Origin of the sequence: Burkholderia cepacia ATCC 25416 (assembly GCF_001411495.1) — a bacterium.
In the GTDB taxonomy this organism is placed as follows: domain Bacteria; phylum Pseudomonadota; class Gammaproteobacteria; order Burkholderiales; family Burkholderiaceae; genus Burkholderia; species Burkholderia cepacia.
Genome location: NZ_CP012982.1, coordinates 2,133,366 through 2,146,499 on the forward strand (window position 1 = coordinate 2,133,366; position 13,134 = coordinate 2,146,499).

The following is a 13,134-nucleotide window of genomic DNA, read 5'->3' on the forward strand; positions in this document are numbered from 1 at the left end:
CCATGGACTCCAATCTCGTCGTGCGCGCCCTGGGCGCGCTTGCTCATGAAGCGCGCCTGGCCATCTTTCGCGCGCTGGTCGTCGCCGGGCCGCAAGGGCTGCCGGCCGGTGCGATCGCCCAGCAGATCGGGCTGTCGCCATCGAGCCTGTCGTTTCATCTGAAGGATTTGTCGCATGCGGAGCTGGTCACCGCGCGTCAGGACGGCCGGTTCATCTATTACGCGGCGAACTTCGAATCGATGAGCGGCCTCATCGGGTTCCTGACCGAAAACTGCTGCGCCGGCGCTGCGTGCGGCGTGACGGCGGCGCCGGCCTGCTGCGGGGATCGCACGTGAGCGGCTCGAACGCGGCCCCGTCGCAAGCCGCGGCGGCCAGGCCCGCCATCGGATCATTCGAGCGCTACCTGACCGTCTGGGTGGCGCTGTGCATCGTGCTCGGCATCGCGCTGGGCCTGGCACTGCCGGGGCTCTTTCAGCGCATCGGCCGCCTGGAATACGCTCAGGTCAACCTGCCCGTCGGGTTGTTGATCTGGGTGATGATCGTGCCGATGCTCGTCAAGGTCGACTTCGGCGCGTTGCATGAGGTTCGCCAGCACGTGCGGGGGATCGGCGTCACGCTCGTCGTGAACTGGCTCGTCAAGCCGTTTTCGATGGCCTTGCTCGGCTGGCTGTTCATCCGGCAACTGTTCGCGCCGATGCTGCCGGCCGACCAGATCGACAGTTATATCGCCGGCCTGATCCTGCTGGCCGCCGCGCCGTGCACGGCGATGGTGTTCGTGTGGAGCCGGCTGACCGGCGGCGATCCGTTGTTCACGCTGTCGCAGGTCGCGCTGAACGACAGCATCATGGTGATCGCTTTCGCGCCGCTCGTCGGCCTGCTGCTGGGGATGTCCGCCATCACGGTGCCATGGGCGACGCTGCTCACGTCGGTCGTGCTCTATATCGTCATCCCGGTGATCCTCGCGCAAGCGTGGCGCAGGCTGTTGCTCGCCAGGGGGCAGGCGGCGTTCGACCGCGCGATGGCGAAGATCGGCCCCTGGTCCATGGCCGCGCTGCTGGCCACGCTGGTGCTGCTGTTCGCGTTCCAGGGCGAGGCGATCCTGAAGCAGCCGCTGGTGATCGCGCTGCTCGCGGTGCCGATCCTGATCCAGGTGTTCTTCAACGCAGCGCTCGCCTATGGGCTCAATCGCGTCGTCGGCGAGAAACACAGCATCGCGTGCCCGTCGGCGCTGATCGGCGCGTCCAACTTTTTCGAGCTGGCCGTGGCGGCTGCCATCAGCCTGTTCGGCTTCCACTCGGGCGCGGCGCTCGCGACCGTCGTCGGCGTGCTCATCGAGGTGCCGGTCATGCTGCTCGTCGTGCGCGTCGTCAACCGTTCGAAGGGCTGGTACGAGCGCGCGTGAAACCATTCAGGATTCCGGAAATGACCGACATCACGATCTATCACAACCCCGATTGCGGCACGTCGCGCAATACGCTGGCGATGATACGCAACAGCGGCGTCGAACCGCGTGTCGTGCTGTACCTCGACACGCCGCCGGGGCAAGAAGAGTTGCGCGCGCTGATTGCGGCAATGGGTATCCCCGTCCGCGACGTGCTGCGTCGCAAGGGCACACCGTATGACGCGCTCGATCTCGACAATCCGAAATGGAGCGACGACGATCTGATCGGCTTCATGGTCGCGCATCCGCTCCTGATCAATCGCCCGATCGTCGTCACCCCGCTCGGCACGCGGCTGTGCCGCCCGTCCGAACGGGTGCTCGACATCCTGCCCGATCCGCAGAACGGGCCGTTTGCGAAGGAAGACGGCGAAATCGTGATCGATGCGGAGGGCAAGCGTGTCTGACCGCCTGAACGATCTGCCGCAACTCGACGCCGCGCTGTTTCGCGTGCCGGATGCGAGCCAGCTGCAACCCGCGCGCCCGTCGACGCATCCGCCACGCATCGTGCTGCTCTACGGTTCGTTGCGTGCGCGTTCGTTCAGCCGGCTGCTGGTCGAGGAGGCGGCGCGGCTGCTGACGGCCATGGGCGCCGATGCCAGGATCTTCAATCCGTCCGGCTTGCCGTTGCCCGACGATGCACCCGAGCATCACCCGAAGGTGGCGGAGTTGCGCGAGCTCGTGCAATGGTCGGAGGGCATGGTGTGGTGCTCCCCCGAGCGGCACGGCGCGATGACCGGCGTGATGAAAGCGCAGATCGACTGGATTCCGCTGTCGGTCGGCGCGGTACGGCCGACGCAGGGCAAGACGCTGGCGGTCATGCAGGTCAGCGGCGGATCGCAATCGTTCAACGCGGTCAACCAGATGCGGGTGCTCGGGCGCTGGATGCGCATGCTGACCATTCCGAACCAGTCGTCCGTCGCGAAGGCGTTCATGGAGTTCGGCGACGACGACAGGATGAAGCCGTCCGCGTATTTCGACCGGGTCGTCGACGTCATGGAGGAACTGGTCAAGTTCACGCTGCTCACGCGCGACGTCGGCGCGTACCTGACGGACCGGTACAGCGAGCGCAAGGAAAGCGCCGAACAGCTGTCGCAGCGTGTGAACCAGACGCGCATCTGAACCGCTCGCGGGCACGCTGCCCCGGTGCATCGTTCGCACCGGGGCAGCGTGCCCGTGCCGGGTGAGCCGGGTTACCGGGCCAGTGTCAGGAACAGATAGGCTGCGTAACCCGCGCCGTTCGCCAGCAACGCCCAGATCGCGAGCCCGCGCGTGCGCGCATTGACGCGCAGCCATGCGGCCGCCGCGAGCGTGACGATCACACCGGTCAGCACTTCGAGGCGCGGCTCCCACGGCGTCAGCATGATGCCGATCGCCGGCAGCAGCGTGCCCTGGAACACCATCGCGCCGGTGATGTTGCCGAACGCGAGCGTGTCCTTCCCGCGGCGGATCCACAGCACGCTGTTGACCTTCTCGGGCAGCTCCGTCGCGATCGGCACGATGATCAGCGACAGCAGCAGGGCCGATACGCCGAGCACGTGCGACACGCCTTCCACGCCGTGAATGAAACCCTTCGCCCCGCCGACCAGCAGCGCGACGCCGATGAGCAGCTGCAGCGCGATGGTCGCAAGATTGGTCGGCACGCCCAGGCGCGACAGGAACATCTTGTGCGGCGCCTCGGTGCCATGCCCGGCATCGACGAGCTGGTTCGACGCACGGAACGTCATCACGACATACATCACGTAGATCCCGACCAGCATCGCGGCGAGCAGCGCGCGCACGGCGCTGTTGTGATGCGGGACGAACATCGCGGCGGTGGCCAGCGAGAACGCGGCGAGAAAGTAGTTCAGGTCGCGCACGAAACCCGTCCGTTCGGGCGCGATCGTGCCGCGCGGCCCGCGCGAGCGGATCACCGCGAGCGTCATCAGGAACGTGGTGAGCGTGGCGAGCATCAGCGGCGCGCCGAGAATCGCGCCGACACCGATCTCCTCGTTCACGGCCGGGTTCGCCGTGCCGCCGGCGAGCGCGAGCAGCGGCACCATCGTTTCGGGCAGCGCGGTGCCGACGGCGGCGAACAGCGACCCGGTGACGCCTTCGGAAATCTTCAGGCGTTCGCCGAGATGTTCGAGCGCATTGGTGAAGACCTCGGCGGCGACGAGGATGACGATCAGCATGACCGCCAGTTCGACGAACATGAACGTCATGCGGCACCTCCGCAGGCATGCGTGCGGACGGGGACGGCGGCGAAACGCGGGGAGAGGGCGGCGGGGAACATGGGGACTCCGTGGTCGGACGTTGACGAACCATGGCACATCCGCCGACGTCCGACCAGGAACGACGCGATGTGCCGATGGTCTCGCCAGGCCGATCAGGCTGAACGCGCCACGGCCGCAGGCCGAGTGTGTTGACGCGTTCGCTTTCCGGAGACGGAAAGCAGGCTACTCCCCAAAGACGAAGGGCAGTCTAGCCGAGCGGGTTGCTTTCGACAAGCCTTCATTTCGTACGGCATTGTCGGGTCGGTGGGTATGGGGAGACGCTGAATGACTGGGCACGCAATGATCTGGCCGATGTGATGTGTCGATCGTGGGGCCGACGGAAGTGGTCACAAAAGAGGCGAAAGTGCTCGTTGTCAAAGACGAGGTTGACCGTCCGGCAGAACCCGTCGCTGCAGTACACGCGCATCTCGTCGGTGACGTGCTGCAAATGCCCTTTGAGGGCCGGCAGACTAACCATGCCGGAGCGACTGGCATGGACCGACATCTGCGGCGGTATCGATGGGCGGTTGGTGACCATCTTCGTGTGATCGGGGTGCGATTTCGTCGAGGACGTTCGTGGCGGGATGCGGGACACATACCACTGCGGCCCGTCGACGCGAATCTCTTCACTCCACGCGTCCGGCCCCCCGTGGAGGCTGACACGGTCGCCTTATTGGCAGACGAGGGGGCTGCGGAACTCGAGGACGAGATGTTGAGCCGTGTGGCGACGAAACCTTCTGTAACAGTCGTGCCGCCGGAAGACTGCCCGTACCGCTATGTCCTACGTAGGTTCGGCTGGATCTGACAAGTTGTCTTCGTTATCGACGTTGGAAATGCCGGGGTTTTGATTACGCTGAGACCGGTTCTCTCGCGAATCATCATTCAAGCGCTATGCCCGACGTCAAAAAAGTCCCGTATTACCAGCTGGAATCCGGAGTCTTCTATTCCGGCAAACGTTGGAAATGTCACGCTGGAGTGGTCGGATGCATTCCCATCGACACGCAGCAAAAAATCTCGTTCGACAGGCGTGCGCCGAACGAGCCGCCATCGCCGCCCAAGGCACCTGCACCGGTCAAGCCGCATCACACGTCCACCCCTGCGCCAGCGCCCACCGAACCGCCTGCCAAACCGCAGCCGAACGACAAGCCTCGGGACGCGGAGCAGGCCGACAAATTGCCCGAGTTCGATCTGCAGGACATCCCCAAAGCGATGGACAAGATGGGCTGGCCAATTTCGGCCAAGCTGGCGCGGAAATGGTTTGCGAGCCCAAGACATGTCTATAACAACGACCTCAACTCTGTACAGCCGCTCGATGACACGACGGTTTCCCTGGATTGGGCTCTGAAATTTCGCGGTGCAACGGAACGATTCAATCAGCTTGTCCGGCAAGCGATTTACACGCCGAATGCCGCACGCGCAGTAACGAAAGTCCTGGCGCCCGTGGTCGAGCGGAGTTTTTCGGCCGGACAAGTGAGCGCGGCAGGTATTGTTATCGACACCTCCCCGTTTCTGACTGCTCCGCTCCAGTTTCATATCGCCTGGGGATTTCAGTACCAGCCAGTATCATCCCTCGACACGCTCGACGGTACCGCGATGACGGATTTGACCGGCGCCCTGGCGAACTTCAATTTCTACGCTGCCGTAGGGAAGGCGGCCGTTACCGGCGAACGCTTTTATCAATACGAAGGCGAGAACAGGGTCTTCTGTCTCGAGCCTGTCGCGCGGATTACCCACGTCTATGTCTACATCAAAGACAGCTATTCGTTCAACGACGATTCGCTTTCCAAGAGCCAATACCTCGGCCACTGGAACAGGAACAGGAACAGGATGGTTCTGTCCTATGCCGCGGCGGTCAACGTTTTTTTCAAAAGCAGCAACTTGAACGTCGGGAACTCGACTATTGAAGAATGGCGGTATCTCCCCGCGGGCGAGGAGGTCAACAAGCCGATCGACAAACGCACCAGTCTTTTTCGGAAGTTCCTGGCGAAGGATGTCTACTGGCCAGTTCATAACAAGACGTACCGCGACTGGAGGTCGGCGCATAATCGTGGTGGCGACTTCATGGTCTACAGTCGCCCTAAACTCATCAAGCTGGACAAACCGATCATTCTGAAATTCGACACCGTATGCAGAACCGTCCCGGCCGAGCAATGAAGGCGACCGCCGTCATTCTCAAAGCGGTTTCGACCGTTGTCGTCACATGCCTGGTTGTCGCCATTGCATGGATGTTTTTGCCAGTGGACGTCAGGAATGCGATCGTGCTTTTCTCGCTCAAGCATGCGAAGAGCACGATCTTCGCCATCACGTCGATCATCTTCGTGCTCTACTTCTACCGGCTTGTCAGAAATATCGGCCATTTCAGCAGAACGATGCGCGCAGGACTGGCGATCGTCACGCTGGGCTTCCTGGCAATCTTCTATCTCGTCAGCGTTCGCGGGATCACGACCGACGAAACCGACTGCCAGCGATACAACTACAACGCGAAACTGAACGGCGGCATCAAGCAGGTCGATGGCACAACCTATATCGTCAACATCTGCGGAAGTGGCCACCGCGGCGACGTCCTCTTTGCTGACCAAAACGAACAGATCAAAATCGTCGTGGCCGATGAGCACGGATCGACACTTGCTACCCGGCTGTTTTTCGTCTTCTGGGGCGGCCGGCCTGGAAACGATCCAATCGAGATCCACGACGGCAAGCTGATCTACTTCGACGCATCGGATGCGTACGACAGCACGCGGACGATCTCGATGCCGCCGACCACGATAGATTGGGTCGCGGCGAGAATTCCGATTTCGCTGCGCTGATCCGGGTGCTGAAACCCGTCGCAGTCCACGCGACGGCCCGAGCCACGTATGCCCGCTCGTGTCGGTCGAGACTGCCGATGCAGCGCGTGACGTGCGATTCGACGATGTTTCCCATGTGATCGCCGAAGTGATTGCGCCTGCGAAGGCGGCCTGATCGTGGCCGTGAAATCGCCGTGCGTCGAGCCGTGTGTGTTCGCCGGCCGTATCGGATTCTGCGTGGGCTGGCTGCGGACGCGCGACGAGGTGCGTGACTGGAAGAGGCGGACCGATCGTCGCCGGCACAAGATACTGAACGGCGGCACGTGCCGGCAATCATCGTGCTCATGGTGCCATCGGCGTCGATGCGCCGACGACCAGACTTCCCGCGCCGAGAAACAGCCTTGACGCTTCGCATCTAGCCGAGCGGATACCTTTCGACAAGCCTTCATCCCGAAAAAATATACCCCTCTCCCCTATACGGGAACCCTTCCGGATATATACTCCCCCTCCCTATTCAGGAGCCCGTCGTCGATGAGCCATACCGTTCGTGAAAAACAGAAGCTGCTGAACCGCGTGCGCCGGATCAAGGGCCAGGTCGAGGCCATCGAGCGCGCGCTCGGGGAGGAGCGCGGCTGCAACGAGGTCCTGCAATTGATCACGAGTTGTCGCGGCGCGATGAACGGGCTGCTGGCCGTCGTGCTGGAAGACCACATTCGCGAGCATCTGGTCGATGCGCACGAACCTGACGCACACGAAGGCAGCGCGACCGAGCAGTTGATCGACGTGGTGCACAGCTATTTCAAGTAATCGAGGCAGGACATGAACGCTTTTCGGGATGACGCGTTCGGCGCGGGGCACGACCATATCTTCCTCGGTGCGGCGCACGAGCAGAACGAACGCAGGACGTGGATGGTCATCGGCCTGTGCTCGGCAATGATGGTGGCCGAGATCGTCGGCGGCACGCTGTTCGGGTCGCTCGCGCTCGTCGCCGACGGGTTGCACATGTCGACGCACGCGGGCGCGATGCTGATCGCCGCGCTGGCCTATACCTATGCGCGCAAGCATGCCGACGATCCGCGCTTCGTGTTCGGCACCGGCAAGCTGGGCGATCTGGCCGGCTTCACGAGCGCGATCGTGCTCGCGATGATCGCGATCCTGATCGGCTACGAGGCCGTTGCGCGTCTGCTGGCGCCCGTACCCATTCATTTCGGCGAAGCGATTCCGATTGCCGTGCTGGGGCTCGCGGTGAACCTCGCCAGCGTGTGGCTGCTGAGCGGCGGCCATCACCACGGGCATGGTCATGGGCACGGTCATCATCATGGGCACGACCACGACCATGATCACGACGATGACCATCATGCGCATCACGGTCACGGTTCGCACACGGCAGCCCATCGCGACCACAACATCCGGTCGGCCTACGTTCACGTGATCGCCGACGCGGCCGTGTCGGTGCTGGCCATCGTCGGCCTGCTGCTCGCACGTGCATTCGGCTGGGTCTGGATGGACCCCGTCGCGGGCATTGTCGGCGCGCTCGTGATCACGAACTGGTCGTACGGGCTGATGCGCGATACCGGCGGCATCCTGCTCGACGTCAACGTGGATCGCAAACTGGCGGCGCGCATACGTGATGCGATCGAGGCGCTGGGCGACAAGGTCAACGATCTTCACGTGTGGCGTGTCGGCCCGGGCCACATGAGTGCGATCGTGTCGGTCGAGACCGTCGAGACGGTGCGCGACGCGCGTTTCTACCATGCGCTGATCGAGGGTTTCGACGGCGTGTCGCACGTGACCGTCGAAGTGATGACGCCTGCGAAGGCAGCCTGACCGTGGCCGTGAAATCACCGTGTATCGAGCTGTGCGCGTTCGACGGCCGGACGGGCTTTTGTGTCGGCTGCCTGCGCACGCGCGACGAGGCGCGTGGCTGGAAGAAGCTGACCGACCATCGCCGGCACCAGATACTGAACGATCGCAATCGCCGCCAGGCGAAAATCCGGCGCGAACCGGGAGAGTGAAGGGGCGTCGTCGTCGTGCTTCGCCTGGTGTCGCGCCGGCCGTCATGCCGACGCGACACGCGCGGGAAACGCCTTACCCCTCGACGCCGCGCGGAAAATGCAGCGCAAACGTCGTGCGCCCGTCACGGCTTGCGACCTCGACCTTGCCGCGATGCAGCTCCATGATCGATTTCACGATCGCGAGCCCGAGGCCCGCGTTGCGCGCCGCGCCGTGCCGCGACGAATCGATGCGGTAGAAGCGCTCGAAGATCCGTTCGACCTGTTCGGGCGGAATCGCGGCGCCGCGATTGGTGACTTCGACGACCGCATACCCGCCTTGCGTGGACACCGCCAGCTCGATCGTCGACCCGGCTTGCGCGTGTTCGAGCGCGTTCGACGCGAGATTGCTGACAGCGCGCCGGAACAGCGTCGCATCGGCGGCGACGGTCGCTTCGCCTTGCACGTCGATGCTTACGCCGGCTTCATCGGCAAGCGCCTGGAAATACGACGCGAGCCGGCGCAACTCGCCGCCCGCGTCAAGTTCGGCGGTCTTCAGATGCTGGCGCGCATTGTCGGTGCGCGCGAGAAACAGCATGTTCTCGATCATCCGCTGCAGCCGTTCGCATTCCTCGATGTTCGAATCGATCAGCGCTTCGTATTCCTCGGTCGTGCGCGCGCGCGACAGCGTGACCTGCGACGAACTGATCACGTTGGCGAGCGGCGTGCGCATGTCGTGCGCGAGATCGGACGAGAACTGGGAGAGCCGCACGAACGCGCGTTCGAGGCGGTCGAGCATCCGGTTGACCGACGTCGCGAGCTCACGCAGCTCGACCGGGCCGCCCCGCGCGTCGAGCCGCGCGTTCAGGTTGTGCGCCTCGATACGTGACGTCTGCCGGCCGAGGCTCTCGACCGGGCGCAGGCCGCGCGACGCGACCGCGTAACCGAGCGCGCCGACCAGCAGCGCGCCCGCGGCCGCCGCGAGCCAGATGTCGACGCGATAGCTTTCGAGCAACGACTGGCGATCGGTCGCCGTGCGTGCAAGCGCAACCTGGATCGCATCGCCGGACGGCAGCGTGGCGCGCGCATACACGCAGCGCGACGTGCCGATGCCGGGCGGCGCGCACGTGAACGGGGTGCCCGCTGCGCTGGCCGGATGAGGCGCGGCGATCACCGACGCCAGCGTGTGGCCGGCTTCGTCGGAATGCTCGACGAGCGCGCGGTTCCGCGCGTCGTAGATGCCGAGATAGACGCCCGGATGCGACAGCAGCACTTCATGAAACACGGCCGGATCGGCGCGCAGCGCGGCAGCCGAGCCGCTCGCGTGCGCAAGCTGCAGGAACTGGTTGAGCTTGCCGGAAATCTCGATGTCGTCGCGCCGCGTCAGCTCGGCGGACAGCGAGCGATACAGGTACGCGCCGGTCAGCGCGAACACGAGCGCGGCGACGACGGCGAACGCCAGCGTCAGGCGCCGCAGCAGCGAATACGAGGCCGGGCTGCTGCGCGTCACGAACGATCCTCGAGCACGTAGCCCATCCCGCGGATCGTGTGGATCAGCTTCTTCTCATGGGCGTTGTCGATCTTCGCGCGCAGGCGCTTGATCGCGGCATCGACGACGTTCGTGTCGCTGTCGAAATTCATGTCCCAGATCTGCGACGTGATGAAGGTGCGCGTCAGCACTTCGCCTTCGCGTTCGGCGAGCAGCTGCAGCAGCGCGAATTCCTGCGCGGTCAGGTCGATGCGGGTGTCGGCGCGCCGCACGCGGCGGCGGATCAGGTCGACTTCGAGATCGGCGACATGCAGGATGTCGCGCACGTTGCGCGGCGCGCGTCGCAGCAGCGAGCGGATGCGCGCGAGAAACTCGGCATACGCGAACGGCTTGAGCAGGTAGTCGTCGGCACCCAGCTCGAGCCCGGCGACCTTGTCCTCGATCGCCTCGCGCGCCGTGAGCAGCAGCACGGGCGTCTGCTTCTGCGCGCGCAGGCGCCGGAGCACCTCGAAGCCATCCATTTCCGGCAGCATCACGTCGAGCACGACGAGATCGAAATCCTCGTGCAGCGCAAGGAACAGCCCGTCCTTGCCGGTTTCCGCGATGTCGACCGTGTAACTCGCCTCCATCAGCCCTTTCCGGAGGTACGACGCCATCTTGGGTTCGTCTTCGACTATCAGTATCCGCATGGTGAGGCAGGCTGTCCATGATTCCAGCCGGTCAGTGTAACGCGTGAGCATAGGGCGCCGAGCGTGCGCGGAGAATGACCGCCGGATGACGGAATTGTCATGAAGCGCTTGCGGCGCGTCGCCCGCGTTTCATGAAAATCCGGTCATGTTTCGGCCATGTCGTCGTCACCGCGACGGCGATAAGCTGCGGCCGTCTTGTCCCCCGGCACGCGCTGTCACGGCGCCGCGCCGGCCCATCCGGTCGTTGCCTGCCTGATTCCGCATCCATGTCGTACTGGCGCAAATTCCTCCTTGTCGTGCTGCTGGCGCTGAGCCTGCCGATTCAGTCGTTCGCGACTGTTTCGATGCAGTGCGAACGCGCTGCCGTCGCGCCGATGGAAGCGGCGTCGCACACAATGCCGGCCGCGCAGGACGGTCATCACGACGCCGACAGCCACGCCCGGCATGCGCCGGCGTGTTCCGCGTGCGTGTCCTGCTGCGTCGGCGCCGGCATGTCGGGCGCGCCCGCCGTCCCCGCCGCGGCCGGCGTTCGCGTGGCGATCGTCTCGCCACCGCCCGCGGCCGGGGTCGTGTCGTTCCTGACCGGCGGCATCGAGAGGCCGCCGCGTCGGCTTCTCGTCTAGACCCCGCCCGCGGCCCCGACCGGCCGTGCTCCGCAATCCGCTCCGGCGACGGCATCCCGTCCGCCGGACGACTCACGACGAGACCCATTCATGCGATTGATTACTGCGGCGCTGCTTGGTGCGGCGGCCATCGTGCCGTCGCTCGCGCCTGCGCAAACCCCGCTGCCCGATCCGGCGGACGCCGCCGTAGCGGTGCCGGACGTCACCGTGACGTCCGCATTCGACGGCTACCGGCCGTATCGGGACGACGAAGGCCCGGGCTGGAAACAGCTGAACCGCGACGTGACGGAACGGCCCGCGAAGGGGCGCACGACCGGTCGTGCGGCTGGCGGCGCTCCCCGTTCGATGCACGAGGAGGCCGCGCGATGACGAGGCTGTCGATCTCGCCGAGGATCGGCGCGGCCGCGGCCGTGCTGGCCTTCCTCGCAGGCTGCACGACATTTTCGAAGGACGGCGGTTTCGACGCGGTGTCGTCCGTCGCGTCGGAGCGCATCGGCAAGGACGCGGTCGTGGTCAGGACCGACGCCGACCGTGAAGCCGTCGACACGCGCACGAAGGAACTGCTCGCCAAGCCGCTGTCGATCGACGATGCGGTGCAGGTCGCGCTGCTGAACAACCGCGGCCTGCAGGCGTCGTACGCGGAACTGGGGCTGTCGGAGGCCGATCTCGTCCAGGCCGGCCGGCTGCCGAACCCGCGTTTCGCGTTCAGCCGCACACGCGCGGGCGACGGCGAGCTGACCCTCGGCCGCACGTTCTCGGCGAACGTGTTCGCGCTGCTGACCCTGCCGCTTGCGACGAACATCGAACGCCGCCGCTTCGAGCAGACCAAGCTCGAAACCGCCGACGCGATGCTGAAGGTGGCCGCCGACGCGCGCCGCGCGTATGTCGAGGCCGTCGCGGCCGAACAGGCCGCGAACTATGCAGGGCAGGTGCGCGATGCCGCGAGTGCGGCCGCCGAACTGGCGCAGCGCATGCGGCAGGCCGGCAACTTCAGCCGGCTCGATTACGCGCGGGAGCAGGCGTTCCACGCCGATGCGGTCGCGCAGCACGCGAAGGCGCGCCAGCAGGCCGTGGCCGCGCGCGAGAAGCTCACGCGCGCGATGGGGCTGTGGGGCGAACGCACGCAATACGCGCTGCCCGAGCGCTTGCCCGACCTGCCGAAAGCGCGGCCGAACCTGCCCGATCTCGAACGCTTCGCGATGCGCAACCGCCTCGACATCCAGGCCGCGAAGCTGCAGACGCAGGGTGTCGCGTCGTCGCTCGGACTGAGCAAGGCCACGCGCTTCGTCAATGCGGTGGATCTCGGCTACGTGAACGACTACGAGACCGGCAAGGGGCACGAGCACGGCTTCGAGATCAGCGTCGAGATTCCGCTGTTCGACTGGGGCGGCGCGAAGGTCGCGCGGGCGGAGGCCGTCTACATGCAGTCGGCGAACCGGCTCGCGAAAACGGCCATCGACGCGCGTTCCGAAGTGCGCGAGTCGTATGCGGCCTACATGACGAGCTATGACGTCGCCACCCACTATCGCGACGAAGTCGTGCCGCTGCGCAAGACGATCTCGGACGAGCTGCTGCTGCGCTACAACGGGATGCTCGCGAGCGTGTTCGAGTTGCTGGCCGATGCACGCGAACAGGTCGGCGCGGTGAACGGCTACATCGATGCGCTGAAGGACTACTGGCTCGCCGAAACCGATCTGCAGATGGCCGTCGGGGGGCGGCTGCCGACGCCGGGCGACGTGCCGCATGCGACGCCATCTGCCCGGCCGGAATCCGCTTCAATCGCCGACGCTGCGCCGCAGCCGGCTTCCACCTCCGCGGCGCAATCGGCGCCCGCGACGCAAACGCATCCTGAAGGTCATTGAC

Annotated in this window: 16 protein-coding genes and 1 riboswitch; of the genes, 13 read left to right on the plus strand and 3 right to left on the minus strand. The window is 65.1% G+C overall.

From position 1 onward, the window contains the following. Positions 1 to 2 precede the first annotated feature (2 nt). Genes APZ15_RS26855 through arsH form a run of 4 tightly spaced genes read left to right on the plus strand, consistent with a single transcriptional unit; the run spans position 3 to position 2,560 of the window. On the plus strand, positions 3 to 335 hold the full coding sequence (locus APZ15_RS26855; protein ID WP_027789840.1) for an ArsR/SmtB family transcription factor: 333 nt from the start codon (positions 3 to 5) through the stop codon (positions 333 to 335). Continuing rightward, positions 332 to 1,402: an ACR3 family arsenite efflux transporter gene (gene arsB, locus APZ15_RS26860; RefSeq protein ID WP_027789839.1), complete on the plus strand. Its 1,071-nt coding sequence runs from the start codon at positions 332 to 334 to the stop codon at positions 1,400 to 1,402. The genes APZ15_RS26855 and arsB overlap by 4 nt, the downstream gene beginning before the upstream one ends. A gap of 20 nt (positions 1,403 to 1,422) precedes the next feature. Beyond that, complete coding sequence (gene arsC / locus APZ15_RS26865) at positions 1,423 to 1,845, plus strand: arsenate reductase (glutaredoxin) (RefSeq protein ID WP_027789838.1); 423 nt, start codon at positions 1,423 to 1,425, stop codon at positions 1,843 to 1,845. After that, the gene (gene arsH, locus APZ15_RS26870; RefSeq protein ID WP_080981935.1) at positions 1,823 to 2,560 is read left to right on the plus strand and encodes an arsenical resistance protein ArsH; all 738 of its coding nucleotides are present in this window, start codon (positions 1,823 to 1,825) and stop codon (positions 2,558 to 2,560) included. The genes arsC and arsH overlap by 23 nt, the downstream gene beginning before the upstream one ends. A 71-nt stretch (positions 2,561 to 2,631) precedes the next feature. On the opposite strand, the gene APZ15_RS26875 is transcribed toward arsH, so the two are convergent. Then, positions 2,632 to 3,642, minus strand: a complete 1,011-nt coding sequence (locus APZ15_RS26875; protein ID WP_027789836.1) for a sodium:calcium antiporter — start codon at positions 3,640 to 3,642, stop codon at positions 2,632 to 2,634. Positions 3,643 to 3,722: 80 nt separating this feature from the next. Next, positions 3,723 to 3,897, minus strand: a riboswitch (yybP-ykoY riboswitch). Positions 3,898 to 4,584: 687 nt separating this feature from the next. On the opposite strand from APZ15_RS26875, the gene APZ15_RS26880 reads away from it, so the two are divergent. The 6 genes from APZ15_RS26880 to APZ15_RS26900 all read left to right on the plus strand — a co-directional run bounded on the left by APZ15_RS26880 (position 4,585) and on the right by APZ15_RS26900 (position 8,494). Next, positions 4,585 to 5,847 (plus strand): DUF6402 family protein, encoded by a 1,263-nt coding sequence (locus tag APZ15_RS26880; protein WP_027789835.1) that lies wholly within the window; start codon positions 4,585 to 4,587, stop codon positions 5,845 to 5,847. Next, the gene (locus APZ15_RS26885) at positions 5,820 to 6,500 is read left to right on the plus strand and encodes a hypothetical protein (RefSeq protein WP_027789834.1); all 681 of its coding nucleotides are present in this window, start codon (positions 5,820 to 5,822) and stop codon (positions 6,498 to 6,500) included. The genes APZ15_RS26880 and APZ15_RS26885 overlap by 28 nt, the downstream gene beginning before the upstream one ends. Positions 6,501 to 6,656: 156 nt before the next feature. Beyond that, positions 6,657 to 6,884: a DUF1289 domain-containing protein gene (locus tag APZ15_RS39885; protein ID WP_080982157.1), complete on the plus strand. Its 228-nt coding sequence runs from the start codon at positions 6,657 to 6,659 to the stop codon at positions 6,882 to 6,884. Positions 6,885 to 7,010: 126 nt separating this feature from the next. Further along, entirely contained in the window at positions 7,011 to 7,286 is a 276-nt protein-coding gene (locus APZ15_RS26890; RefSeq protein WP_021159994.1) for a metal/formaldehyde-sensitive transcriptional repressor, read from the plus strand. Between the two features lie 12 nt (positions 7,287 to 7,298). Beyond that, positions 7,299 to 8,306, plus strand: coding sequence for a CDF family Co(II)/Ni(II) efflux transporter DmeF (dmeF, locus tag APZ15_RS26895; RefSeq protein ID WP_027789833.1), 1,008 nt, complete (start codon positions 7,299 to 7,301; stop codon positions 8,304 to 8,306). A gap of 2 nt (positions 8,307 to 8,308) precedes the next feature. Beyond that, positions 8,309 to 8,494, plus strand: coding sequence for a DUF1289 domain-containing protein (locus APZ15_RS26900; protein WP_027789832.1), 186 nt, complete (start codon positions 8,309 to 8,311; stop codon positions 8,492 to 8,494). A 73-nt stretch (positions 8,495 to 8,567) separates the two neighbouring features. Here the strand turns inward: APZ15_RS26900 and APZ15_RS26905 are convergent, their stop codons facing one another. Then, the gene (locus tag APZ15_RS26905) at positions 8,568 to 9,980 is read right to left on the minus strand and encodes a heavy metal sensor histidine kinase (protein WP_027789831.1); all 1,413 of its coding nucleotides are present in this window, start codon (positions 9,978 to 9,980) and stop codon (positions 8,568 to 8,570) included. Continuing rightward, the gene (locus APZ15_RS26910; protein ID WP_027789830.1) at positions 9,977 to 10,648 is read right to left on the minus strand and encodes a heavy metal response regulator transcription factor; all 672 of its coding nucleotides are present in this window, start codon (positions 10,646 to 10,648) and stop codon (positions 9,977 to 9,979) included. The genes APZ15_RS26905 and APZ15_RS26910 overlap by 4 nt, the downstream gene beginning before the upstream one ends. Positions 10,649 to 10,914: 266 nt before the next feature. On the opposite strand from APZ15_RS26910, the gene APZ15_RS26915 reads away from it, so the two are divergent. From APZ15_RS26915 to APZ15_RS26925, 3 genes are all read left to right on the plus strand, one after another. After that, the gene (locus tag APZ15_RS26915) at positions 10,915 to 11,271 is read left to right on the plus strand and encodes a hypothetical protein (RefSeq protein WP_027789829.1); all 357 of its coding nucleotides are present in this window, start codon (positions 10,915 to 10,917) and stop codon (positions 11,269 to 11,271) included. Between the two features lie 90 nt (positions 11,272 to 11,361). Then, entirely contained in the window at positions 11,362 to 11,640 is a 279-nt protein-coding gene (locus tag APZ15_RS26920) for a hypothetical protein (protein ID WP_027789828.1), read from the plus strand. Beyond that, a complete protein-coding gene (locus APZ15_RS26925; RefSeq protein WP_027789827.1) occupies positions 11,637 to 13,133 on the plus strand; it encodes a TolC family protein in 1,497 nt (498 codons plus the stop codon). The genes APZ15_RS26920 and APZ15_RS26925 overlap by 4 nt, the downstream gene beginning before the upstream one ends. Position 13,134: the final 1 nt, after the last annotated feature.